The following is a 22961-nucleotide window of genomic DNA, read 5'->3' on the forward strand; positions in this document are numbered from 1 at the left end:
AGGGCGTTGCGGACTTCTCGCGGCCGGACCTTAACAGTCTGCGATGACACTGCCTGCTGTGTCATCGCCTGGCACGAGGTTGCGCTGCCCGGATTGTCCACAGCCGCCTCATCCATCCACAGATTTGCGGATTCCACGTCCGAGGCCCGATTTCGGTCGCCGCGACCATGGATCGTGCTGGGCATGACCGCATCGACCTCATCCTCGCAGCCACTGCATCTGTCGGACATCGGCGAACTGCTCGCAGCGGTGCCCGCCATGCTCGGCTTCCATCCGGCGCGCTCGATTCTCGTATTGAGCCTCTCTCCTGCACAGCGATCACCCAACAGCGATGGGAGAAGCGACGCGATCGGCGCCGTCATGCGACACGACCTCTTGCTTCCACGGACCGACGAACCGATTCCTGCACCGATGAGCGCCGCATTCGAGCGGTTCTGCACGGTCTGCGTCCGCGAAGGGGCACGCGCCGTACTGGTGGTGCTCGTCGACGACAGGCTCGACCATCCCCACTGCCCTGGGTCCGCTGCCGCATTGCGTCTGGTCGAGGAATTCGCCGAAGAACTCGCACTGTCCGGCATCGAAGTGGCCGGAGTGCATGCCACCCCCGAAATCGCCCGTGGACGCGTGTGGTTCACGCCTGAAGGCAATGTGAACGGGACGATCCCCGATCCCGAGAGTTCGGTGGTTGCTGCCACACGAGTTTTCGGTGGGAGTCCGATCCGGCGGTCGCGGGACGAACTCGACGCACTGCTTGCTCCGTCCTCGCAGGAGCATCGCAGGCGAGTAGGTCAATGCATCGACGATGTGATCGATGCCCGCGACCTGGCGTACGAGCGCGCTGCACGCGCCGGCGGCTCCGCCCGTGCAGACCGAATGGAACTCGAAACACTGCTCGGCCATCTCGCGGCATTCGGTGACGGAGGGCAACTCCGCGCCCAGGAATGCGCCGAAGTGGCCGTACTCCTTGCGAATCCGACGGTTCGTGACGCGACCCTCGCATTGGCGGCGGGGACGCAGGCGCGAATTGCCGAGCGTATGTGGGTCGAGCTTGCTCGTGCATTGCCGGATCCGGAACGAGCCGACGCTGCTGCACTCGTCGCCTTCAGTGCCTACGTACGAGGCGACGGTGCGTTCGCGGGCGTTGCGCTCGGGGTGGCCCTGGAATCGAACCCGCGACACCGTCTTTCGGATCTCCTCGACCAGGCGTTGCAGGCCGGGCTGCGTCCCCAAGCCGTTCGTGGTCTTGCCGACACCGGTTACGAGATCGCTGCTCGACTGGGCGTGGTGCTGCCCTCGCCCGGACCGCCGGAATGATCAAGTACGGGCGGCGTGCGCGCGATCACCGAGGTGCCGCATGAATTCCCAGGCATCCGCGACGATCTCGTCGAGGTCTGTGTGCTCAGGTTTCCAGCCGAGTTCGTCGATCGCGCGCGCACTCGAGGCAATCAGCACGGCAGGATCCCCGGCGCGTCGTGGTGCATCGGCAGCGGCGATCGGAAGTCCGGTGATCCGCTCGCACGACGAAATGACCTCGCGCACGGTGAAGCCCTCACCGCTGCCGAGGTTGTAGATGCGATGAGCTCCCGCAGTTGCCTTCGACAGCGCCAGCACGTGTGCGTCGGCAAGGTCCTTGACATGGATGTAGTCGCGGATGGCGGTGCCGTCCTTGGTCGGCCAATCCGTGCCGAACACCGAGATGCGCTCGCGTTGCCCAAGGGCGACTTGCAGGACGAGCGGGATCAGGTGTGTCTCGACGACACGATTCTCCCCGGCGCCCCGGTATGCGCCGGCCACATTGAAGTAGCGCAGACTGGTCGCGGCGATCCCGTGTGCGTGGGCGTACGAGGAGATTGCGTGATCGATCGCGAGTTTGGAGGCACCGTACGGATTCGTGGGCCGGGTGGGTGCATCCTCGGTGATCGGTACCTGCTCGGGCTCACCGTAGGTCGCTGCGGTGGACGAGAAGACAAGCCGCGGCGTGCCCGACAATCGCATCGCTTCGAGCAGTGCGAGTGTGCATACGACGTTGCCTTGCCAGTACTTCTCCGGGAACTCGACCGATTCTCCTACGAGCGATTGCGCACCGAAATGGAGAACGCCGTCGAATCGGGGTGAACTACCTCGGGAGCCCAGTATCTCCGCGGCAACATCGGCGATATCACCGTGAACGAACTCGGCGCCCGACGGCACGGCGTCGGCGTTACCGGTGGACAGATCGTCGACGACGACCACGTCGTGGCCGCGCTCGAGCAACACAGTGCTGCATACGCTGCCCACATAACCGGCGCCGCCGGTCACCAGAAGTTTCACGCTGGGTCTCCTCTTCCACCGGCCCACCGGGCCCGGTGGAAGAGGCCCGGCATCAGACCTGCTTCACCTGCACGGCATGGGCCATCTCGTCGGAAAGCTCGAATGTGCTGTGGCCGGTGACGGTGATCATCACCGAACCCGGACGCGTCTCGACTGTAACGCGTGCGTCGGGCACGACGCCCGCCTCACGCAGGCGAGCGATCACGTCTGGATCCGACTGGACGTACTCGGCGAGTCTGCGCACCACGACCGCGGTGGGCTGCCCGCTCGGAATCTCCGTCAGACGGACCAGTTTCTCGTCCGAGACGGCGGCCTTGTCGAGACCCAGTTCTGCGAGCCCGGGGATCGGGTTGCCGTACGGCGAAGTGGTCGGATTGTTCAGTACTTCGACGAGTCGGCGTTCCACCTCCTCGCTCATCACGTGTTCCCAGCGGCACGCCTCGGCGTGCACATTCTCCCAGTCGAGCCCAATCACATCGACGAGCAACCGCTCTGCGAGGCGGTGCTTACGCATGACGGACACGGCGAGATCCCGTCCCTTCTCCGTCAACTGCAGATGGCGATCGCCCGCGACGCGCAGCAATCCGTCGCGTTCCATGCGGGCGACGGTCTGGCTGACCGTCGGACCGCTCTGTTCGAGGCGTTCGGCAATGCGTGCCCGCAGGGGCACCACACCTTCCTCCTCCAAGTCGTAGATCGTCCGGAGATACATCTCCGTTGTATCGACCAGGTCCTTCACTCTCACACCCCTTCGTCTGCGCCCGATTCTAACCGTGGCGTTCAGGTGGTGGGTGAGGTCCGATGCTCGCGTGACCCGAGGCGGGCAAGTAGCGTCTGTGTTCATGACCACGAGCTCCACCGCGGCAGGCGGTTCGACACATCTGGGCGGCGACCGTGTGGTGGTCTGGAGCCCCGATTACCTCGACTATCGGTGGGGTCCGAGCCATCCGATGAACCCGACCCGGCTCGACCTGACGATGGCGCTCTCACACAGCATCGGGCTGCTCGAGGGCGTCGAAACGGTGCGTCCGGACCCTGCGGACGATGCAGATCTCCTGCGCATCCACACCTCCGGCTATGTCGATGCTGTCAAGAAGGCGGGGTCGGCGCCCGCCGGATCGGAACCTCCGGCCGATACACCGCACGGTTTGGGCACCGACGACAATCCCATCTTCCCCAAGATGCATGAGGCGAGCGCCACACTGGCGGGCGGCACGCTGGCCGCTGCCCGGGAGATCGCCTCCGGCCGGACCCGCAGAGCGGTGAGTATCGGCGGGGGCATGCACCACGCGATGGCCGACTGGGCCGCCGGATTCTGTGTCTACAACGATGCGGCGATCGCCATCTCGTGGTTGCTCGATCAAGGTTACGACCGCATCGCCTATGTCGATGTGGATGCTCACCACGGCGATGGGGTCCAGCACGCATTCCTGGACGACCCGCGTGTGCTGACTGTCTCGATTCATCAGCATCCCGCGACCCTGTGGCCGAACACCGGTTGGTCGAGTGAGGTCGGGGCCGGTGCCGCCGAAGGTACCGCCATCAATCTTCCTGTACTACCCGGCACGGTCGATTCCTTGTGGTTGCGGGCGTTCCAGGCCGTCGTGCCCGGCGCGATCGCCGCCTTCCGCCCTCAGATCCTCATCAGTCAGTGCGGGGCCGACAGTCACCGCGAAGACCCGCTGGCCGATCTGTCGCTCACCGTCGACGGGCAACGTGCGTCGTATCTCGCAATGCGCGATCTCGCCGACCGGTACTGCGAGGGACGCTGGCTTGCATTGGGCGGGGGAGGATACGGCCTGGTCCGGGTTGTACCGCGTTCGTGGACACACCTGATCGCCGCGGCACTCGATCGTGAGATCGACCTCACCGCAAAGGTTCCCGACGACTGGCGCGATCGTGTCGGCGCCATGGCACCCGGAGTCGACCTTCCCACTGAAATGGGCGAAGGGGCCGACCTGTCGTATCTGGCGTGGGACGGTCCCGGTGGTACACCCGAAACCGGCGTTGCGTCACTCGATCGCGCGCTGACCCGAATCGATTCGGCGATCATCGCTACGCGCCGCGCATGCTTCCCGCTTCTCGGACTGGACCCGGAGGACCCTCGTGACTGACTCGGAGAGCACGCAGGCACATGCGGGAGATGAAGCGCCTCGCACGCCCGATGCGACTGCCGACCCCGAGCGCGAACGGGCACTCGCGGTCGCGCGTGATTATCCTCGCCACTGGGTTGCCGATGTGCTGGCTTCCGATGGCGGTGTCGTCCATCTACGGCCGATCGTTCCGGAAGACGCCGACAAGATCGTCGAATTCCACGGCAAGTTGTCCGAACGGACGCGGTATCTCCGATACTTCGGACCGTACCCGACGATCTCGAAGCGCGACCTGTTCAATTTCACCGTTGTCGACCATCGCAAGCGGGTGGCGTTCGTGGCGATGCTCGGAGACGAGATCATCGCAGTCGGTCGCTACGAAGGACTGTCGTCCGAGGGGGACGGTCTGTCCGCCGAAGTCGCATTCACCGTGTCGGACTCGCATCAAGGTCGCGGGTTGGGGCCCATTCTGCTCGAACACCTCGCCGGTGCTGCCGCGGAGAACGGACTCCGTCGTTTCGTTGCGGAGGTCCTCGCAGAGAACCGCCACATGATCTCGGTGTTCCGTGAGGCCGGGTATCAGGTCAGCCGCAGTTTCGAGGGCGGTGTGGTGCGGTTGGAGTTCGACATCGACCCCACTGAGGCACTCGTCTCGGTGCGCAATGCACGTGAGCGTGCCGCTGAGGCTCGTAGCGTCCGCAACATCTTGAGTCCGGGAAGCGTCGCGGTGATCGGTGCGTCCACCGACAGCCGAAAAGTCGGCAACGCCGTCTTGGTGAACATGCTGCGCAGCGGATTCACCGGACCGGTCTATCCGGTCAACGCCGAGCACCGGTCGGTGCGGGGAGTGCGAGCCTACCCGACAGTGCGCGACATCCCGGACGAGATCGACCTTGCGATCGCCGCGGTTCCCGCCGAATCGATCGACGCGGTCCTCGACGACTGTCTCGCGAAAGGCGTCAAAGCACTACTCGTCGTGTCGTCCGGATTCGGCGAGACCGGGCCCGAGGGACGCGACGCGGAGCGCCGCCTGGCGCATGCCGCGCGTGCGCACGGGATGCGATTGATCGGGCCGAACGCCCTCGGAGTTGCCAACAACGATCCGGCGTTCCGGCTGAATGCGACGCTCGCCCCCATACTGCCCGCCGCGGGCAATGTCGGGTTCTTCTGTCAGTCGGGTGCGTTGGGCATCGCGATTCTCGACGAAGCCGCCAAGACCGGAGTGGGCCTGTCCTCGTTCGTGTCTGCGGGAAACCGTGCCGACCTGTCGGGCAACGACCTGTTGCAGTACTGGGACACAGACCCCGCTACCGAGGTGGTACTCCTCTACCTCGAGAGCTTCGGCAACCCCCGTAAGTTCTCGCGCATCGCCCGCCGGGTCGCGCGAAGCAAACCGATCGTGGCGGTCAAATCCGGTCGACATGCGGTACCTCCGGTACTCGAGGCCCGCACAGGGGAGATGGATGACGCAATTGTGCGTCATTTGTTCGAGCAGGCCGGCGTCGTTCAGGTCGAATCCATTGCGCAACTGTTCGATTCGGCGTTGTTGTTCAGCTATCAGCCGCTGCCTGCCGGACCGCGGGTCGCGGTGGTGGGTAATTCGACAGCGCTCGGGGTGCTCGCCGTGGATGCGGCGAGAGGGCAGGGCCTCAAGCCCGCCGACGCAGTGGATCTCGGCGCGCAGGCGACCCCGGAAGGGTTCGCGGAAGCGGTGGCACAGGCGCTCGGGACACCCGAGATCGATGCGGTCATCGCCGTGTTCGTTCCCCCGGTTGCGGTGACGGTCGAGCCCTACGCACAAGCACTGCGCGATGCGGTGGCAGGTGCGGAGAAGCCGGTGGTCACGACATTCCTTGCGACCGAGGGCATCCCCGACGTTCTCGCGGTCCGAGATGAGGACGGCAACCCGGCGAGGGGATCGGTGCCCTCGTACCCGGGGCCGGAACGGGCTGCGACAGCTCTTGCACGTGCGTGGCGGTACGCCAAGTGGCGGTCTCGCCCCCAATCACAGGTTGTCCGTCCCGCAGGGATCGACCCGGAGCGGGCCCGTGCCCTCGTCGACAGCTGGCTCGACACCACGCCCGGCGGTCGCTACCTGTCCGACACCGAGACCGCGTTGCTGCTCTCGTGCTACGGCGTGCATATCGCCACGTTCCGGTCGGTGACCACCGAGGACGAAGCGATCGAAGCAGCCCACGAGATCGGTTTCCCGGTGGCAGTCAAGGCGACCGGGGCGCAATGGCGACACCGGCCCGATCTGACCGGGGTCCGGCTCGATCTCGTCGACGCCGATTCGGTTCGTATCGCGTACCGGGACCTCGCTGCGGTGTCCGGGGAGCCGCTGCTTCATGTGCAGAAGATGGCGACCAAGGGCATCGGATGCGCGATTCGGGTACAGGACGACCCCTCGTTCGGTTCTTTGATCTCCTTCGGCGTCGCAGGCGTGATCTCCGACCTGCTGGGTGACCGCGCTTACCAGGTGTTGCCTCTGACCGAGGACGAGGCCGTCGAACTGATCGACGCACCCAAGGCAGCGCCGCTGCTGACCGGCTACCGCAATGCTGCACCGGCCAATCGCGCCGCGCTCGTCGATATCGTCCAGCGCATTTCTGCGCTCGCCGACGACCTACCCGAGGTCCGTGAGCTCGTATGCGAACCGGTGCTGGCGTCGCCGGTCGGTGCTGAGCTCACCGACGCGCACTTGCGGATCGGCCCGGAATCGCAACATCCTCTCGACCTGGGACCGCGCCGGTTGCGGTAAGCGAACCGAGCAACCCGCCGACAGCACGATCCCCGAGAACCCAGCCCGGCTCTCGGGGATCGCTGAAGCTGACGCGCCCGGTCAGCTTGCGTAGGCGCGGAGGCGTTCGGCACGCTCGCCCTCGCGGAGTTTGCCCATCACTTCACGCTCGATCTGCCGTACGCGCTCGCGCGAGAGACCGAACAACTTGCCGATCTGGTCGAGAGTGCGCGGCTGGCCGTCGTCCAGCCCGTACCGGAGCCGGATGACCTGCTGCTCCCTCTCGTCGAGAGTTCCGAGAACGCTACGGACATCACTGTGCAGGAGTCCGGCGATCACGGCGGTCTCGGCGGAGGTCGCCTCGGCGTCCTCGATGAAGTCGCCCAGAGGCGCTTCTTCGTCGCTCCCGACCGGCATGTCCAGGCTCACCGGGTCGCGGCTGTGGTCGAGCAGATCAGCGATCTTCGCGACCGGAATGCCGGATTCTTCCGAGAGTTCTTCGTCGGTGGCCTCGCGTCCGAGCTGCTGGTGCAGTTCCCGCTTGATCCTGGCGAGCTTGTTGACCTGCTCGACGAGATGGACCGGAAGCCGGATGGTGCGGCTCTGATCGGCCATACCGCGGGTGATTGCCTGACGGATCCACCACGTGGCGTAGGTCGAGAACTTGAAGCCCTTCGCGTAGTCGAACTTCTCCATTGCCCGGATAAGACCGAGGTTGCCTTCCTGGATCAGATCGAGCAGGGGCATGCCGCGTCCGGTGTAGCGCTTGGCCAGCGACACCACGAGCCGCAAGTTCGCCTCGAGTAGATGACTACGAGCTGCCTGGCCTTCGCGTACGACGATCGCAAGGTCGCGCTTCTTTGCAGGTGAGAGACGCTTCTTGGTCTCGAGCACGTGCTTGGCATAAAGGCCGGCCTCGATCCGCTTTGCCAGTTCTACCTCGTCCGCTGCGGTCAGCAATGCCGTCTTTCCGATGCCGTTCAGGTAAACGCGCACAAGATCGGCGGCGGGACTTTGATTGTCGAGGTCGGAATTGACTCGAGCGGTTGTTGCGGGGCGTGCCATGACGTGCCTCCTCATCGGTGGTGTCTCACAGGGTTCAACGCTCGGGTCACCTGGGAAAGTTCCCACCGGTTTCCGAACCGCAGTGCTGCGACCTGCGTAAACCTGGTAGCTCGTCTGAGAAGTTGCTGAGAGATCGGGGGAGGGGCGTCGTCGCGGGAACTGTGCCCCGCCTGCTCGGATCTATACCGGCGTGACGAGACCGTGACGGATGAGCCCCTGCATCAGGGGTACCGCCATTGCCGCCAGCTCGTCCTCCTCCTCGCCGTGGGCCGCGGCGAGCAGCGAGACCAGATCGCCCAGACAGAGGCCGTCGGAACGCAGACCGCCGAGCAAGGCGGCTGCCAGGTCGTCCAGCTCGTGCTGCCACGCGGGGCCGCCCCCCCGATGCACTCGGGTGACAACCTGGTTCCAGCCTTCCTCGCCGGGGAGGAAGACGCGCTCGAGTGCGGTGTCGTCGCGCACTCGGAACCGAGATTCGAGGACATCGTGGTCGCGCAACCATTGGAGGCGTGCGAAATAGTCGATCGATTCGGGCCCGAGCGCATCGGTGAAGGCATGACGCAGGTCCTCGGCCAGCACATCCGACGGCTCATCCGTGCGACGCAGATAGACGAACCCGAAGCCGACACCCTCGACACGGTTGCGTGCGAAGTGGTCGAACCACTCCTCGGCGCGTCCCGCGACTGCCGGGTCGCGCTGGTCGGCGTCGCCATCGCGGAGCCAGGTCCCTATGTACAGAGCCGGATCGGCCACATCACGCTGCACGATCCATGCATCCACACCGTGGGCGGGTAACCACGACGCGACGCGTGCTCGCCAGTCCTGGCCCTCGATATGAACCCACGACGCCAGGATGGACGCGGTCCCTCCTGGATTCAGGTGGTCGACGCTCTGCGAGATCATCAGCTTGCTCGCGCCGTCGAGATCGAGACCGGAATCACGGTAGCTGTGCTCGACCTGGCCGCTGCTCACCACGAACGGGGGGTTCGCGACGATCCGGTCGAAGCGGCGGCCGGCAACGGGCTCGAACCACGAGCCTTCGAGAAGTTCGAGGTCCACTTCGTTCAGCGCGGCGGAGGCCGCGGCCAGTGTCAGGCAGCGCGGTGTGATGTCGGTCGCGGTCACCGTGTCGGCGTACTCGGCCGCGTGGATTGCCTGGACACCGCATCCGGTGCCGAGATCGAGTACGGAACCCACAGGGTCGGTGGGAGTGGCCTGCAACAACGACAGCGATGCCTGCCCGACGCCCAGCACATGATCAGGACGAGTAGGGCTGGGTCGAAGCGCACCGTCGAGGTCCGACAGAACCCAGAGGTTGCCCCCGCCCGCATCCAGCGGCCGCAGATCCAGCGCAGACCGCACACCGTTCGCGTCACGTTCGAGCAGACCGGCGGCGATCGCGTCGTCGAGATTCAGAGGTGCAAGTGCCGCGGCGACCTGGTCGGCCGAGCAGGTGTCCTGCAACAGGAGCAGCCGCACGAGCACACCGAGATCACCCGCGTCGCGCGAGGCGCGACGTGCGGCGACCGGTTCGCTGCGCCCCAACGCGGCGTGAGCTTCCGCGCCCAGGAGTTCACGCACGCTGTCGATGTCGTAGCGACACCGGATCAACGCAGTACGGAGGGAAGGGCAGATCGACAGAAGCAGGTCGGGGTCCACGGAAGCATTCTCGCAGCCGTGTGTACAGGTGGACCCGGTGCCCACCCCCCCCGTGCCGAAGTCCGTGGTGTCTGTGCGTGCGTCGAACATCGGCCGGCCGGTCCGGTCAGCCGTCGATGACGCGATGCTCGGATCGCTCGAGCGCCGCAAGTTCCCTGTGCCGGCTGTCCCAGCGGCTCGGCTCATCCTTGCGTCGCGGCGGCCGGTCGTTCGCGATGAGTACCGCGATCCACGGCAGGGGGATCGAGAGGCCGATGATCGCCATCGCGATCCACGGGTTCGCCCATACGCCGTAGGAGACGGCTGCCAAGATCAGGGCGGGGATGCGGAAAGCCATCAATGTCATGTACTTACGGACCCGCGCTCGGTGCTGGTCCTCGAGAGACGCCTCCGCCTCCGTGATCAGGACCGGGTTATCGGGCGATCCGCTCTCGTGGGATCCGCCGAAACCAGGTGTTCGTGCCATATCTACTACTTTCCCACGCCCGTAGATCGAATGCACATACCGGTCCGGGGGTGCGGTGCGGCATCATGGACACGTGAGCACGGATATCAAGGAACGGCCGGATACCACCACCGACGAAACCACCAGCGACGACACTCCCAAGTTCTTCCATTACGTGAAGAAGGACAAGATCGCGGAGAGCGCCGTCATGGGGACACACGTTGTTGCACTGTGTGGTGAGGTCTTCCCGGTGACCATGTCGCCGAAGCCTGGTTCGCCGGTGTGCCCCGAGTGCAAGAAGGTCTACGAGGGCCTGCGCAAGGGCGACTGAGGAAGTCGGGTCAGGGAATCGCGCTCCACTGACCCGGGTTCTCGCGGCGAAACCGGACCATCATCGGCCGAGGTGATCGATGCCTCCTCGGCCGTTTCGTCGTGCCTGGATCCTCTCGAGAGGTCCGGCCTGTCGATCGGGCATGCGTCGGGCCCACCTTCGTCGGACGGACACGCGTCGTCGTAGCCGGGCAGTTGATCGGAACGGAGAAGATCGGTGAGCCGGATGGGGCTCGCCATCGTGATCCGTCGTGTCAGGTTGGTGACCGGCCCCTCTCCGGGTGACGGCTGCTTGTCGGCTTGCTCGGCGAGCCACACACGCCACTGTTCGATCCGTGTTGCTCGCGCGGGCCACATCTCCTGGATCGTGGCATTGAATTCGGCACCGATCACCACCGCGAAGCCGAGGAAGAATGTGAACAGCAGGAACGCAATGGGCGCGGCCAGCGCGCCGTAGGTGTACCCGTGTTCGGCAATCCAGGTCAGGTACCTGCGTAGTCCCGCGCTCGCGAGAATGAAGAACGCTCCCGCGAGTACTGCTCCGCCGAGCAGACGATGCCACGGCAGAGTCTTCGGCAAGGCCACTTTGTACAGAGTTGTCAGGGCAATGAGCAGGAGCAGACCGACAGCCGGGTAGTAGAAGGTGTCGACAAGCTGCGAACCCACCGAGTACCACGACTGGGGTAGTAATCGGCCGATCATCGTCGGCCCCAGTGCCACCAAGGGCAACGTGATGACCGCCAGGATGAGAAACATCACGTACAGCAGCAGGCCGAACACCCGCTGCCAGACCGGGTGGCGATGGTCCTGTTGCCCATGCGCCTCGACGATCGAATCGACGAACGTGGAGATGGCCGAAGATCCTGCCCACAGCGACAGGAGAAAGCCCAGCGACATCACATCCGCACGTCCACGGTTGAGCACGTCGTAGACGGTCGGCGCGATGATCTCGTCGACAACGCTGTCGCTGAATGCCGTGCGTGTGAACGTGACGATCTTGGACACGATGATGTTGGGAATGTCGGGTCCGAACCATCCGCCCACGTAACCGAGGCTGCCGAGCAGTCCCAGGAGTAGCGGGGGGAGTGACAGGGTCTGCCAGAACGCGGCTGTCGCGGCCTTGCTGAAGATCGAGTGATTCCACGCGGATTGCGCGGTGTGACCGAACACCCGACCGCACGCCCGTACCGCGCGCCCGATACGGCGCGGTCCGGGCACGTGGGGCACAGCTGTGGCGTTCATCTACTTCCAGCATTCCTGATGACACGCCGCGATGCGCGCACCACATGCGGTTGTCGGTATTTCGGATTCTGTCACGACCATCACTTCCCATCCTCATCGGCCTGGCGGTTCGGGGCGTCGATCGCGAGGCCGAGGCGATAGGCTGCATGGCGGTCGGTGATCGGTTGGCCAGTTCTGCCGTCACCGACCGGAGTTGAGCGGACAAGGAGCACGAAGAACCGGTGAGCACTGAAACCGTCGGACAAGCTACGACCTCCGCCCCCGGAGGACAGCTGCGCGCGTGGCAGCGTCGCGCCCTGACCAAGTACCTCGCCACCAAACCTCGCGATTTCCTCGCGGTGGCGACGCCAGGGGCAGGCAAGACCACGTTCGCACTGAGGGTCGCGTCGGAACTGTTGAAGGACCGGACCGTGGACCAGGTCACGGTCGTTGCCCCTACCGAACACCTCAAGCACCAGTGGTCGTCCGCAGCGGCCCGACTCGGCATCGCCCTGGACTCGAACTTCACCAACTCCACGGGGCAGACCTCGAGCGACTACCAGGGCGTCGTCGTGACCTATGCGCAGATCGCCTCCCACCCGTTCAAGCACCGTGTTCGCACCGAAGCGCGCCGCACGCTGGTCATCCTCGACGAGATCCACCACGGCGGTGACGCCAAGAGCTGGGGGGAGGGAATTCTCGAGGCGTTCGGCGATGCGACACGTCGGCTGGCGCTGACAGGCACGCCGTTCCGTAGCGACGACAGCGCCATTCCGTTCGTGACGTACGAACCGAACGAGGAAGGCCTGATGCAATCGAAGGCCGACCACGCCTACGGATATTCCGATGCGCTCGCAGATGGCGTCGTCCGACCGGTCGTGTTCCTCGCCTACTCCGGCGAAGCCAGGTGGAGAACCAATGCAGGGGAGGAGTACACCGCCAGACTCGGTGAGCCGCTCAGCGCCGAGCACACCGCGCGCGCCTGGCGTACCGCGCTGGACCCGGAAGGTGACTGGGTGCCTGCCGTTCTGGGTGCTGCCAACACCCGTCTCGAGCAGTTGCGCGCGGGGGGCATGCCGGATGCGGGCGGCCTCGTCATCGCGACCGATCAGACGGTCGCTCGTGCGTATGCGAAGACTCTCGAACACCTCACAGGTGAGCCGCCCGCCGTCGTTCTTTCCGACGATCCCACTGCCTCGTCGCGTATTTCCGAGTTCAGCGCGGGAACTCAGCGTTGGATGGTGGCAGTTCGAATGGTGTCCGAAGGAGTCGACGTCCCCCGGCTCGCCGTCGGCGTGTATGCGACCAGCGCTTCGACTCCACTGTTCTTTGCTCAGGCGATCGGGCGTTTCGTGCGTGCGAGGCAGAAGGGAGAGACGGCCAGCGTGTTCCTCCCGTCGGTACCGGTGCTGCTCGAACTCGCCAGTCAGCTCGAAGCGCAACGCGACCATGTCCTTGGCAAACCGCATCGAGTCAAGGAAGGTTTCGACGACGAACTGCTCGCCGACGCCAATCGCAGGAAGGATGAGCCGGGCGAGGACGAGAAGGCCTATACCTCGATCGGCGCGGAGGCCGAGCTCGATCAGGTGATCTACGACGGTTCGTCCTTCGGCACTGCCACGTTCTCGGGTAGCGACGAGGAAGCGGACTATCTCGGCCTGCCCGGGCTACTGGATGCAGACCAGATGAGGGCGCTGCTACGTCAACGACAGGAGAAACAACTCGACAAACCTGCGGCCGTGCAGACGCCGAGTCCCCCGCAGCAGGTGGCCGAACGGATCGCTGCGGCCGATGAGCTGCCCCAGCTGCGGCGCGAGCTCAATTCCTTGGTAGCGGTCGTGCACCACCGCACTCGCAAGCCACACGGCGTGATCCACGGAGAGCTTCGACGTCAGTGCGGTGGACCGCCGACCGCAATGGCGAGCGCCGAGCAGTTGCGCGACCGCATCGCGATTCTGCGGAGCTGGTGACGGCCCTGCTGTCGGCGAGGAGCCGTCCCTGAACGACGATACGGGCGACTACCGAAAGGTAGTCGCCCGTATCCGGGGTCGAGTCGCGGAACCGTGAGGCTCCGGACGGCGGATCAGACGGTGGCGTCGGCCTCGGTCACGATCGTGGCACCGAGCTCACGGAGCCGATCGGTGTGCTCGTTTGCGTGATGACCGCAGAACAACAGTTCGCCGCCTGTGGGAAGGACAGCGCGTACGCGAGCGGCTGCGTTGCATCGATCGCACCTGTCGGCGGCGGTCAACTTCGGGGTGGTCAACGTACCGGGCATGACTCCTCCAAACTGGCCACCTTCGACAACGGTCGCCTGGGGTCTGGTCCGCCGCGCCGGGGGTAGCGCGGTAGATCTACTCTTACAGACGATTCGCGTTCGTGGGTTGTTCCCCTGATCGTCCATTCGTGTTGTGTTTCACGAATGGACGCTGAGAAACCCCAGGACGTGGGCGTTTGCTGATCTGTTCTCGTGCTCCCAGGCGCGGCTGTTCGCTCACAGCGCAGCAGCGGGCACGGCGCGTCGACGAATCGTCTGCGCTTCGGCAATGCGAACAATGGGGGCATGAGTGGAACTCTGCTGCACATCTGCCCGCGCGACGAGTGGTTCCGTGCCCGTGAGGCAGGCGCTGTGACACCAGCGTCACTGGATGAGGTGGGATTCGTGCATCTGTCGACGCCCAGTCAGGTCCACCTTCCAGCGAATCGCTTGTTCCACGGCCGCACGGACCTTGTTCTTCTCCGGATCGACCCGTCTCGCCTGATCGACGAGGTGCGGTTCGAACCGGGTGTGCCTGCGGACCCCGGGTCGATGACGTTTCCACATCTGTACGGGCCGTTGCCGGTCGACGCGATCGTGGAAGTCATCGACTATCGCCCCGGGGACGACGGACGATTCGCACCCGTGTGATTGTGGCCTCTCGCCACAAAAGGGGCGGAGGGACGATGACGTCCCTCTCGCCCCTTTTCCGGATACTGCAGCGCGCCTCGCCGGTCCGGTTGAGGTGACTAGTCGAGGTAGTCGCGCAGGACTTGCGACCGCGACGGGTGGCGCAGCTTCGACATGGTCTTCGACTCGATCTGGCGAATGCGTTCACGGGTCACCCCGTAGACCTGGCCGATCTCGTCGAGGGTGCGTGGCTGACCGTCGGTGAGGCCGAAGCGCAGCCGTACGACACCGGCCTCGCGCTCGGAGAGCGTCTCGAGGACGGACTGCAGCTGATCCTGCAGTAGCGTGAATGACACGGCATCAACTGCGACGACAGCCTCCGAGTCTTCGATGAAGTCGCCGAGCTGACTGTCGCCCTCGTCGCCGATGGTCTGGTCGAGCGAAATGGGTTCACGCGCGTACTGCTGGATCTCCAGCACCTTCTCCGGCGTGATGTCCATTTCCTTCGCAAGCTCTTCGGGCGTGGGCTCGCGACCCAGATCCTGGAGCAGCTCGCGCTGGATTCGACCGAGCTTGTTGATGACCTCGACCATGTGAACCGGGATGCGAATGGTGCGGGCCTGGTCGGCCATGGCGCGGGTGATGGCCTGACGGATCCACCACGTCGCGTAGGTCGAGAACTTGTAGCCCTTGGTGTAGTCGAACTTCTCCACCGCACGGATGAGACCCAGGTTGCCTTCCTGGATGAGGTCGAGGAAGGCCATGCCGCGACCGGTGTACCGCTTGGCGAGGGAGACGACGAGGCGAAGGTTCGCTTCGAGGAGATGATTCTTCGCGCGATTGCCGTCGCGGCAGATCCAGTTCATGTCGCGGCGCTGGGCCACAGGGAGCTTTTCGCCCTTCGCGGCGAGTTCTTGCAATCGGAACGTGGCGTAGAGGCCCGCCTCGATGCGCTTGGCGAGTTCGACCTCCTCCTCGGCGTTGAGGAGCGCAACCTTGCCGATCTGCTTGAGATAGGCACGAACCGAGTCGGCGGAGGCGGTGAGCTCGGCGTCCTTGCGCGCCTGACGCAGTGCTTCGGATTCCTCTTCGTCCCAGACGAAGTCGCCGGACGCCTTGTCTTTTTCGCTGGGTTCGTCGTCTTCGACCGACGCGTCGTCGGCGACGAGTTCGCCTTCCGAGACGTCGATGTCTTCGAGCTCCGGTTCGGCTGCGCCGTCGAACTCGTCTTCTCCGGCCTTCCCGCCCTTGGCTGCGGTCTTCTTCGCCGCGGTCTTCTTGGCGGCCTTCTTGGCGGGTGCCTTCTTTGCCGCGGTCTTCTTGGCGGGTGCCTTCTTCGCGGCGGCCTTCTTGGCCGGTGGCTTTGCCGCGGGTGTAGCAGAGTCTGTAGCGTCGGCGGCGCCTGAAGCGTCTGCGACGGGTGCCGATTCCTTCTGTGAATCAGCGGTGTGGATGTCGGTGGCTGCCACGTACGCCCTTTCGTGACGAGGTAGTGCGGCGTCGCGCCAGAGGTGTTCCGGCGGAGAGGTCTGTCGGGATCAGGCCGGGTTCCGGCCGGCTGTGCACCATTGTAACGATCCCTGTGACCGAGGATGTGTCGGACTCAAGGAGTCGCACCTGTTTTCGCAGCGTATGCAGCGCCGACGATCCCCGCGGTATTGCGTAGTTCGGCCGGGACCACGGGAGTGTCGTTCGTCAGCAGCGGAATCCACTTCTCGTGCTTGCGGCTGATACCACCGCCCGCGATGAACAGGTCGGGCCACAGCAGGGCCTCGAAACGTTCGAGGACAAGGGAGACTTCCCGGGCCCACCGTTTGTAGGACCAGTCATGGTGTTCCTTGACCGAGGAGGCAGCGCGATGCTCGGCTTCTTTGCCGTCGATCTCCATATGCCCTAGCTCGGTGTTCGGCAGAAGGACGCCGTTGTGCAGTACTGCCGAGCCGATGCCGGTACCGAAGGTCAGGAGGATGACCACACCGTCGGTGTCGGCCGCTGCGCCGAACCGATCCTCGGCGATGCCTGCGGCGTCGGCGTCGTTGAGGACCGTGACATCTCGTTCCCCGAGGACGGACCGGAACAGTGCCCGTGCGTCCGTCCCGATCCACGACGAATCGATATTTGCTGCGGTCCGGGCGACGCCTGCGGTCACCACGCTCGGGAGGGTGATGCCGACGGGGCCGTCCCACCTCGCCTGCCGGACGATATCGGCCACCGTCGCAGCCACGGCGTCGGGAGTCGACGGTTGCGGGGTGAGGATCTTGACCCGTTCGCCGATCAGCTGACCGGTGGACAGGTCGACCAGGCCGCCTTTGACTCCGCTGCCACCGACGTCGACGCCGAATCCCACATCGGCGGAGTCGCTCGGGGTGGGGGATGTCGGCTGCGTCATGAGATGCTCACTCTCCGGGTCGGTGCGCAACGGTGCTCGGTCGGCCGCAATGCTTGTGGGGCAACGATAGTTGGAAGTTCCGGTTTGTGCGGGTGGTGCGGAGGATGCGCGTGTGTTCCGATGGTCGAGTGTCAGATGCCATCGATTCCCGTGCTTTCTCCGAATCCGACCTCGCCGAGCTTCGGGCGGTGGCCGTCACCGTTGCACTGGAAGCAGCAGCGCATGTGCGACGCCGCCGTGCCGAGCTGTTCGGATCGGACCGGCCACCAGGCGGTGAGGGCCACTCGGTGCAGACGAAGTCCACCGACACCGATCCGGTCACCATCGCGGACACCGAGTCCGAGGACCTCATCCGCACTCGACTCGGGCAGTTGAGACCCGGTGACGGGTTCCTCGGGGAGGAAAGCGGGGGAGACCACGGTGCCGATGAGGGCAGCGGCGAAGAAACCGGCGTCCAGTGGGTGGTCGACCCCATCGACGGCACGGTGAACTTCGTCTACGGGATCGCCGCCTACGCCGTGAGTGTGGCGGCCCGAATCGATGGGGTCTCGGTAGCAGGCGCTGTCGTCGATGTCGCGGCGGAGCGCCTCTACTCGGCGGCGGTGGGACTCGGCGCGACATGCACCGGCGCGGACGGGATGGTGACGACGCTGCGCTGCACGCCGGTGACCGATCTGGGCCTGGCGCTCGTTGCCACCGGATTCTCGTACTCAGCGACGCGCAGAGCGAGCCAAGGGAAAATGGTGGCGGAGCTGTTGCCACAGGTACGAGATATCCGGCGTATCGGGGCTGCGGCCCTGGATCTGTGCATGGTGGCCTCGGGGAGCGTGGACGCCCACTACGAGCACGGCCTCAATCCGTGGGATTGGGCGGCAGGTGCACTCATTGCCTCCGAAGCAGGTGCCGAGGTCCGATTGCCGACGGGATTCGGCGACGACGGCGAGATCATGACTGCCGCGGCGCCCGGCATTGCGGACGCATTCGCAGAGGCGCTTACGAAAATTGGGGCGATCGCACCACTTCGCGACTGACAGCGCCGACGACTTCTCGTTCGGGTAACACCGGGAATGCGATCCGAATTCGCGGGTGAATTTCGGAGAAAAGAGCAATTTGCCCGAATCCGATCGAGAATGTCCGCGCGGTCAACAGGGGGAGTTGAGTGCGGCGTCGAGGAGTTCCACATCGAGAGGCGCGGACTTCTCGCCCACCGGCGCCTCCCGCAACGTGCGCAGTAGTTCTTCAGCATCGGCGCTCGGTGTCATGTCGCGGAAATAGGTGCCCAGTGCCAGGTCGACCGTGTCGTCCGGGCGATCGTCCAGGATCAGCTCGGCGCACGGCGCCACGAGACGCGCAGTATTCGCTGCTGCGCGACCGGCCTCGCCGAACCGGACTTGGCCGTGGCATTGCATGTTCTGATCGACGTACACCGGATCGTTACCCGCTTGCACATCCGGCGCACTCGCAAAGCCGTAGTCGCTGAGCTGCGCCGCCACGGTGGACGCCTGTCCGCGCTGGCCGTTCGCGTTGAACACCCGCACCCGGGTCGCAGCGAGCGGGGCCGGATCGACATCGAGCATGGTCGAACGGTCCACCACCTGGCCGAGTGGGACGGGCGGAGGACCCTCGGGATCGGTCGATGCGGTGGGCGGCGCCGGGCAAGCGACGGTGGTCGTGGTGGTGTCGGCCGTGGTGAGTACCGAGGTCCAGACCACGATCGTGCCCGCGGCGAGAACAGCGCCCGCGAGCGCGGCGGGAACCCACCGGCGACGATGGAACGGGCGACCGCGCTTGTCGGTTGCACTGCCTTCGGTGATCAGGGAAACCACGCAGGCCTGCCTTTCGTCTCGTCGCGCTGAGTGCGATGCGTCGTTCACTGTAGAGGGCGGGCCTGTCTGTGCGGCGGAGGCGTACCGGCTCAGGAATGTCACGGTGACCGTGATGTTGGTGACGATTTCCGGTCGATTCCGGTGGAATCGTGAATCGATTGCATATTCAGCTCTTCTGTCGGCTATTGTTCGGCGGCCGAGCGTCGTCCATCGACGAGGGCGACGGGGTTCGGATTCGAGGAATTTCGGGGATACCGACGAGCCGATACCTGTGGGAACTTCACCGCGCCGTCAAGCGTTGCCTTGGCCGGGAGCATCACGGTGGTTCCTGTCGAGCACCTGTAAGAGGACTAGAGGTAAGAGGGAAATGGCGACTGACTACGACGCACCGCGGCGGACCGATAGCGACGATGTGTCGGAAGACTCACTCGAAGAACTGAAGGCACGGCGCAACGAGGCGCAGTCCGCGGTAGTGGACGTCGACGAATCGGACACGGCCGAATCCTTCGAGCTCCCGGGTGCGGACCTGTCCGGCGAGGAACTGTCGGTGCGCGTAGTGCCGAAACAGGCCGATGAATTCACCTGCTCGAGCTGCTTTTTGGTACATCACCGAAGCCGCCTTGCGAGCGAGGAGGGCGGACAGATGATCTGCCGTGACTGCGCCTGGTGAGCAAGCGCCCGCGCTGAATCGACTTCGGAACGCCGCAGCAGTGACCTGAGAGGGCCACGGCTGCGGCGTAGAAGTATCCGCCGTAGAAGTATCCGGCGTCGAAGTATCCGACGTCGAAGCATCCGGCAGGGAAAGATCTGCCGGAGTACGGGTTCAGCTCTTCGAAGGCTCCCCGTGTCCCAGTGCGCCCAGGAGTTCCGCAGGCCGCCTCGTGCTGATCAGCCAGTACGGGGTCGGATCCTCCGGGTCGTCGAGGACGACCAGAGCCATCGTCTTGACCCACGGTCGATGCCGCACGAATGCGGCTGGATCGAGTTGCCTGCCGAGAGCAGAGCTCTTCGCCGAACCCGGAACCACGACTCCCCTCGAGATCAGTTCCACCGGTAGATGAGCCTGGTCGACCACGAGCTCACCGTCGATGACTTCGATGCGCCGTCGCGAGAGCCATACCAGCGTCCAGAGCGCGCAGGGGATCAGCGCGGCATACGGCACCCACGCGTACATCCCCGGCGCACCCATGTGCAGTTCGGCTGCGAGCAGCGCTGCGATTCCGATACCGATGGGCCACCACCAGATCGGAACCCACAACCGTTCGGAGTAGGTCGGCGTGTGGGTCAACGAACCGGTGGCGCTGCCGGAGCTGGAGGTATCAGACACGCCACCAGGATAGTCGCCTGGAGATGGGGCATCGACATCCGGAGAGTAGTCTCGGTGCACGTGACCGACCTTTCCCCCATCCCGCTGCGTCGTCTCGACCCGGGCGTGCCTATGCCGACACGGGCGCACGCCGGTGACGCGGGCGTGGATCTGTGTGCTACCTGCGATGTGACGATCGAACCCGGACAGCGGGTGCTCGTCGGAACCGGAATAGCGGTGGCGTTGCCGGTGGGGACCGTCGGATTGATCCACCCGCGCTCGGGGCTTGCCGCCAAGTTCGGACTTTCCGTTGTGAACACCCCGGGCACCGTCGATGCCGGCTACCGGGGGGAGATCAAAGTCTGCCTGATCAACCACGACACCGAGCACCCCTTCGAGGTGAGCCGGGGTGACCGCATCGCGCAGCTCCTCGTGCAGCGCGTCGAGCTCGTCGACTTCGTCGAGGTCGACGAACTCGACGACACCTCGCGTGGTGCCGGTGGTCACGGCTCGAGTGGTGGCCACGCAGGCCTCCTGAAAGAAGGGTCCTGACATGTTCGGACGACGCCGCAAGAACCGCTCCGACAACTCCGTTGACGCGACGACCGACGAATTCGAACGGATCGGAGCTTCCTCTCCGGACGACGACTTCGACGACGTTGCATCGGCCGAGGGCGGCCCGTATGACATCGACGAGATGGATGAGGACGAGGTCGGTGGCTCCCGCCTCGACCTCGGCTCCGTGCTCGTCCCGATTCCGCAGGGCGGCCAGATCCAGGTGGAGATGGCGCCCAACGGCAATCCCCAGGCGGTGCACCTGGTAACGCAGCACGGCCGGATCACCGTCGCGGCCTACGCTGCGCCCAAGTCGCCCGGCCAATGGCGCGAAGTGGCTGCCGAGCTGGCCGAGACGCTGCGCAACGACAACGCCACCGTGAGCATGGAAACCGGACCGTGGGGCCGGGAACTGCACGGGAGCACTCCGAACGCGGATATGAGGTTCATCGGCGTCGACGGCTACCGATGGATGATCCGATGTGTCGCCGCGGGTCCTGCCGGAGCCGCCGCAGCGAACGGTCCGCTGATCGCGGCAGCCCACGCGGTGCTTGCCGATACGGTCGTGCGACGAGGCAAGGAACCCCATCCCGTCCGAACGCCTCTGCCGGTCGTCCTTCCTCAGACGCTCGCGGATCAACTTGCTGCCGCGCAACAGCAACAACAGCAGGCGTCGCGCCAAGCCGCCGGGCCGCAGCAAGGGCAGGCTCGGCCGCAGCAATCAGGAGTCCCGGCCGCCGGACAACAGGCTCCCCCTGCCCGACCCCAACCGCGTCCCCGCACCGGTGGGTCGGGGTCGGCCATGCAGCAATTGGGCTTCTGACCGCAGTCACGACTTCGGTTGCTCGCCCCAGTGGTCGTGCCGCATCACCTAGCCGCGGCGGCCCGTTTCGTACGGGCCGCTGTGTCGAGGGCTGCGAGACATCCCACGCCGAGCACCGCCGGATCCGTTCCGACGTCGGCCAGTGCGATCGTGGTCAGGGCCGCGAACGGCAACGCCGTCTCCCACTCACGCCCGACGTCGAGGGGATGAACCGCGTCGTCGACGGCCGCGGTGATCCCAACGGGCACCGTCACCGAATGCAGTTCGTCGACGTCGAGGGCCCGGTAGTTCGCGGCCTCTTCCAGAGCCTCGGGAAGATCCGGCCACTGGGAACTCCACGAGCGTGACAACGTGGCTCCGAGCCACGCCGGACTCGACTCGACCATTGCCGCAGCGACGGACTCCAGACCGTGGGTACGTAGCTGCGATGCCGTCCAGCGGGCACTCGCGGCGGCGGGGGAACCGTCCGGCTTTCCGGTCCAGGCAGGGAGTGCCGCGAGAACGCCGACTGTCAGGTCCGGGTGCCGGGCCGCCCAGCGCAACGCGACCGCCGCTCCGATGGACACGCCACCGACGAGAACGGGACCCCCGACAGCCGCCCGGTCCATGGCTTCGACGTAGCCGGCAACCACACCGCGAGGATCCGGCTCGACTGCGACCGTGGCGATGCCGCGACGCTGCAGTGGGATGGCGAAGGCCTCGTTGGCGAACCTGGCGTCGGACCCCGTCCCAGGTAGGAGGACTGCGGTGACGACGGCATCGTGCGGTGCAGCAGCAGTATCTCGCATCATGAATGTGATCCTGCCGAATCGATTCGAAGGCGGTCGACCCGGTCTTGGTTGTCTCCTGTGCGGATCGGTCTACAGTGGCGGACGAAGGAAGTGTCGCGGCGCGAAACCCGTGCCGCCCGTTGCAGGAGCGCGCTATGGCATCCGCCGCAGCCGGCTACATTCGCCGGCTCACCCGCCGCCTCACTGAGGATCTCGAAGAACTCGATGCCGAGGAGATGGCCGAATCATCACACGCGACGGGCGCGTTGCCTGTCGTGTCCTGTACCCGTGGGCAGGAAGTGACGATGTTCGGGCGACTGAGAAGTGTGGAGTCTTCGTCGAAGGCTGCTTCCGCGTCGGTCGAGGCCGAGCTCTTCGACGGAACCGACTCGATCCTGCTCGTGTGGATCGGGCGGCGGCGCATCCCCGGCATCGAACCCGGCAAGACGCTGCAGGTTCGCGGCAGGGTCGGCGAGCGGGAGGGCCGCAAAGCCATCTACAACCCGTACTACGAGCTCAGAGACCCGGCCTGAACGACTGAC

23 protein-coding genes are annotated in these 22961 nt (G+C 65.3%); 11 read left to right on the forward strand and 12 right to left on the reverse strand.

Going from position 1 to position 22961, the window contains the following annotated elements:
• Nucleotides 1-183: 183 nt before the first annotated feature.
• A complete protein-coding gene (locus tag ACTDXD_RS22585; protein ID WP_440124434.1) occupies nt 184-1314 on the forward strand; it encodes a DUF4192 domain-containing protein in 1131 nt (376 codons plus the stop codon).
• Here ACTDXD_RS22585 and galE read toward each other — a convergent pair whose 3' ends face one another.
• Nucleotides 1315-2310, reverse strand: coding sequence for a UDP-glucose 4-epimerase GalE (gene galE, locus ACTDXD_RS22590; RefSeq protein WP_440124435.1), 996 nt, complete (start codon nt 2308-2310; stop codon nt 1315-1317).
• Nucleotides 2311-2362: 52 nt separating this feature from the next.
• On the reverse strand, nt 2363-3049 hold the full coding sequence (locus ACTDXD_RS22595) for an iron dependent repressor, metal binding and dimerization domain protein (RefSeq protein WP_440124436.1): 687 nt from the start codon (nt 3047-3049) through the stop codon (nt 2363-2365).
• A gap of 103 nt (nt 3050-3152) precedes the next feature.
• On the opposite strand from ACTDXD_RS22595, the gene ACTDXD_RS22600 reads away from it, so the two are divergent.
• Together ACTDXD_RS22600 and ACTDXD_RS22605 are read left to right on the forward strand one after the other, a co-directional pair.
• Complete coding sequence (locus ACTDXD_RS22600; RefSeq protein ID WP_440124437.1) at nt 3153-4424, forward strand: acetoin utilization protein AcuC; 1272 nt, start codon at nt 3153-3155, stop codon at nt 4422-4424.
• Entirely contained in the window at nt 4417-7164 is a 2748-nt protein-coding gene (locus ACTDXD_RS22605; protein ID WP_440124438.1) for a bifunctional acetate--CoA ligase family protein/GNAT family N-acetyltransferase, read from the forward strand. Before ACTDXD_RS22600 ends, ACTDXD_RS22605 begins: the two co-directional genes overlap by 8 nt.
• 81 nt (nt 7165-7245) lie before the next feature.
• Here ACTDXD_RS22605 and ACTDXD_RS22610 read toward each other — a convergent pair whose 3' ends face one another.
• From ACTDXD_RS22610 to ACTDXD_RS22620, 3 genes are all read right to left on the reverse strand, one after another.
• Nucleotides 7246-8208 (reverse strand): sigma-70 family RNA polymerase sigma factor, encoded by a 963-nt coding sequence (locus ACTDXD_RS22610; protein WP_169688807.1) that lies wholly within the window; start codon nt 8206-8208, stop codon nt 7246-7248.
• Between the two features lie 180 nt (nt 8209-8388).
• A complete protein-coding gene (locus ACTDXD_RS22615; RefSeq protein ID WP_440124439.1) occupies nt 8389-9867 on the reverse strand; it encodes a DUF7782 domain-containing protein in 1479 nt (492 codons plus the stop codon).
• Nucleotides 9868-9973: 106 nt separating this feature from the next.
• Nucleotides 9974-10333 (reverse strand): DUF3099 domain-containing protein, encoded by a 360-nt coding sequence (locus tag ACTDXD_RS22620; RefSeq protein ID WP_440124440.1) that lies wholly within the window; start codon nt 10331-10333, stop codon nt 9974-9976.
• Between the two features lie 73 nt (nt 10334-10406).
• Here ACTDXD_RS22620 and ACTDXD_RS22625 point away from each other — a divergent pair, with 73 nt between their 5' ends.
• On the forward strand, nt 10407-10643 hold the full coding sequence (locus tag ACTDXD_RS22625) for a DUF3039 domain-containing protein (RefSeq protein ID WP_169688810.1): 237 nt from the start codon (nt 10407-10409) through the stop codon (nt 10641-10643).
• On the opposite strand, the gene ACTDXD_RS22630 is transcribed toward ACTDXD_RS22625, so the two are convergent.
• A complete protein-coding gene (locus ACTDXD_RS22630) occupies nt 10616-11812 on the reverse strand; it encodes a YihY/virulence factor BrkB family protein (protein WP_440127758.1) in 1197 nt (398 codons plus the stop codon). The genes ACTDXD_RS22625 and ACTDXD_RS22630 overlap by 28 nt on opposite strands.
• Nucleotides 11813-12105: 293 nt before the next feature.
• On the opposite strand from ACTDXD_RS22630, the gene ACTDXD_RS22635 reads away from it, so the two are divergent.
• Complete coding sequence (locus ACTDXD_RS22635) at nt 12106-13833, forward strand: DEAD/DEAH box helicase (RefSeq protein ID WP_440124441.1); 1728 nt, start codon at nt 12106-12108, stop codon at nt 13831-13833.
• Between the two features lie 113 nt (nt 13834-13946).
• On the opposite strand, the gene ACTDXD_RS22640 is transcribed toward ACTDXD_RS22635, so the two are convergent.
• The gene (locus tag ACTDXD_RS22640) at nt 13947-14141 is read right to left on the reverse strand and encodes a DUF7455 domain-containing protein (protein ID WP_169688813.1); all 195 of its coding nucleotides are present in this window, start codon (nt 14139-14141) and stop codon (nt 13947-13949) included.
• Between the two features lie 285 nt (nt 14142-14426).
• On the opposite strand from ACTDXD_RS22640, the gene ACTDXD_RS22645 reads away from it, so the two are divergent.
• A complete protein-coding gene (locus tag ACTDXD_RS22645) occupies nt 14427-14771 on the forward strand; it encodes a DUF952 domain-containing protein (protein WP_440124442.1) in 345 nt (114 codons plus the stop codon).
• A gap of 98 nt (nt 14772-14869) precedes the next feature.
• Here ACTDXD_RS22645 and ACTDXD_RS22650 read toward each other — a convergent pair whose 3' ends face one another.
• Together ACTDXD_RS22650 and ppgK are read right to left on the reverse strand one after the other, a co-directional pair.
• Nucleotides 14870-16219: an RNA polymerase sigma factor gene (locus ACTDXD_RS22650; RefSeq protein WP_440124443.1), complete on the reverse strand. Its 1350-nt coding sequence runs from the start codon at nt 16217-16219 to the stop codon at nt 14870-14872.
• Between the two features lie 134 nt (nt 16220-16353).
• On the reverse strand, nt 16354-17139 hold the full coding sequence (gene ppgK / locus ACTDXD_RS22655; protein ID WP_440124444.1) for a polyphosphate--glucose phosphotransferase: 786 nt from the start codon (nt 17137-17139) through the stop codon (nt 16354-16356).
• Between the two features lie 104 nt (nt 17140-17243).
• On the opposite strand from ppgK, the gene ACTDXD_RS22660 reads away from it, so the two are divergent.
• Nucleotides 17244-18170 (forward strand): inositol monophosphatase family protein, encoded by a 927-nt coding sequence (locus ACTDXD_RS22660; RefSeq protein WP_440124445.1) that lies wholly within the window; start codon nt 17244-17246, stop codon nt 18168-18170.
• Nucleotides 18171-18281: 111 nt separating this feature from the next.
• On the opposite strand, the gene cei is transcribed toward ACTDXD_RS22660, so the two are convergent.
• On the reverse strand, nt 18282-18965 hold the full coding sequence (cei, locus tag ACTDXD_RS22665) for an envelope integrity protein Cei (RefSeq protein ID WP_440124446.1): 684 nt from the start codon (nt 18963-18965) through the stop codon (nt 18282-18284).
• A 367-nt stretch (nt 18966-19332) separates the two neighbouring features.
• Here cei and ACTDXD_RS22670 point away from each other — a divergent pair, with 367 nt between their 5' ends.
• Entirely contained in the window at nt 19333-19635 is a 303-nt protein-coding gene (locus ACTDXD_RS22670; RefSeq protein WP_054714450.1) for a DUF4193 domain-containing protein, read from the forward strand.
• 153 nt (nt 19636-19788) lie between these two features.
• Here ACTDXD_RS22670 and ACTDXD_RS22675 read toward each other — a convergent pair whose 3' ends face one another.
• On the reverse strand, nt 19789-20292 hold the full coding sequence (locus ACTDXD_RS22675; RefSeq protein ID WP_440124447.1) for a DUF3093 domain-containing protein: 504 nt from the start codon (nt 20290-20292) through the stop codon (nt 19789-19791).
• A 60-nt stretch (nt 20293-20352) separates the two neighbouring features.
• Between ACTDXD_RS22675 and dut the strand changes: the two genes are divergently transcribed.
• Nucleotides 20353-20823 carry a dUTP diphosphatase gene (gene dut / locus ACTDXD_RS22680; protein WP_440124448.1) on the forward strand — a complete coding sequence of 157 codons (471 nt, stop codon included), beginning with the start codon at nt 20353-20355 and terminating at the stop codon, nt 20821-20823.
• Nucleotide 20824: 1 nt separating this feature from the next.
• Nucleotides 20825-21649 (forward strand): DUF3710 domain-containing protein, encoded by an 825-nt coding sequence (locus tag ACTDXD_RS22685; protein WP_440124449.1) that lies wholly within the window; start codon nt 20825-20827, stop codon nt 21647-21649.
• Nucleotides 21650-21693: 44 nt separating this feature from the next.
• On the opposite strand, the gene ACTDXD_RS22690 is transcribed toward ACTDXD_RS22685, so the two are convergent.
• On the reverse strand, nt 21694-22437 hold the full coding sequence (locus ACTDXD_RS22690; RefSeq protein WP_440127759.1) for an alpha/beta hydrolase: 744 nt from the start codon (nt 22435-22437) through the stop codon (nt 21694-21696).
• A gap of 137 nt (nt 22438-22574) precedes the next feature.
• Between ACTDXD_RS22690 and ACTDXD_RS22695 the strand changes: the two genes are divergently transcribed.
• Nucleotides 22575-22952, forward strand: coding sequence for an OB-fold nucleic acid binding domain-containing protein (locus tag ACTDXD_RS22695; RefSeq protein ID WP_440124450.1), 378 nt, complete (start codon nt 22575-22577; stop codon nt 22950-22952).
• Nucleotides 22953-22961: the final 9 nt, after the last annotated feature.

It is taken from the genome of Rhodococcus sp. SJ-3, from assembly GCF_051918125.1.
GTDB lineage: Bacteria > Actinomycetota > Actinomycetes > Mycobacteriales > Mycobacteriaceae > Rhodococcus.

Coding starts and splice junctions, on each gene's coding strand:
- ACTDXD_RS22600 (WP_440124437.1), top strand. CDS start 3,153: ATGACCACGAGCTCCACCGCGGCAGGCGGTTCGACACATCTGGGCGGC.
- ACTDXD_RS22695 (WP_440124450.1), top strand. CDS start 22,575: ATGGCATCCGCCGCAGCCGGCTACATTCGCCGGCTCACCCGCCGCCTC.
- ACTDXD_RS22620 (WP_440124440.1), bottom strand. CDS start 10,333: ATGGCACGAACACCTGGTTTCGGCGGATCCCACGAGAGCGGATCGCCC.
- ACTDXD_RS22585 (WP_440124434.1), top strand. CDS start 184: ATGACCGCATCGACCTCATCCTCGCAGCCACTGCATCTGTCGGACATC.
- ACTDXD_RS22610 (WP_169688807.1), bottom strand. CDS start 8,208: ATGGCACGCCCCGCAACAACCGCTCGAGTCAATTCCGACCTCGACAAT.
- ACTDXD_RS22690 (WP_440127759.1), bottom strand. CDS start 22,437: ATGCGAGATACTGCTGCTGCACCGCACGATGCCGTCGTCACCGCAGTC.
- ACTDXD_RS22685 (WP_440124449.1), top strand. CDS start 20,825: ATGTTCGGACGACGCCGCAAGAACCGCTCCGACAACTCCGTTGACGCG.
- ACTDXD_RS22670 (WP_054714450.1), top strand. CDS start 19,333: ATGGCGACTGACTACGACGCACCGCGGCGGACCGATAGCGACGATGTG.
- ACTDXD_RS22660 (WP_440124445.1), top strand. CDS start 17,244: ATGCGCGTGTGTTCCGATGGTCGAGTGTCAGATGCCATCGATTCCCGT.
- ACTDXD_RS22645 (WP_440124442.1), top strand. CDS start 14,427: ATGAGTGGAACTCTGCTGCACATCTGCCCGCGCGACGAGTGGTTCCGT.
- ppgK (WP_440124444.1), bottom strand. CDS start 17,139: ATGACGCAGCCGACATCCCCCACCCCGAGCGACTCCGCCGATGTGGGA.
- ACTDXD_RS22640 (WP_169688813.1), bottom strand. CDS start 14,141: ATGCCCGGTACGTTGACCACCCCGAAGTTGACCGCCGCCGACAGGTGC.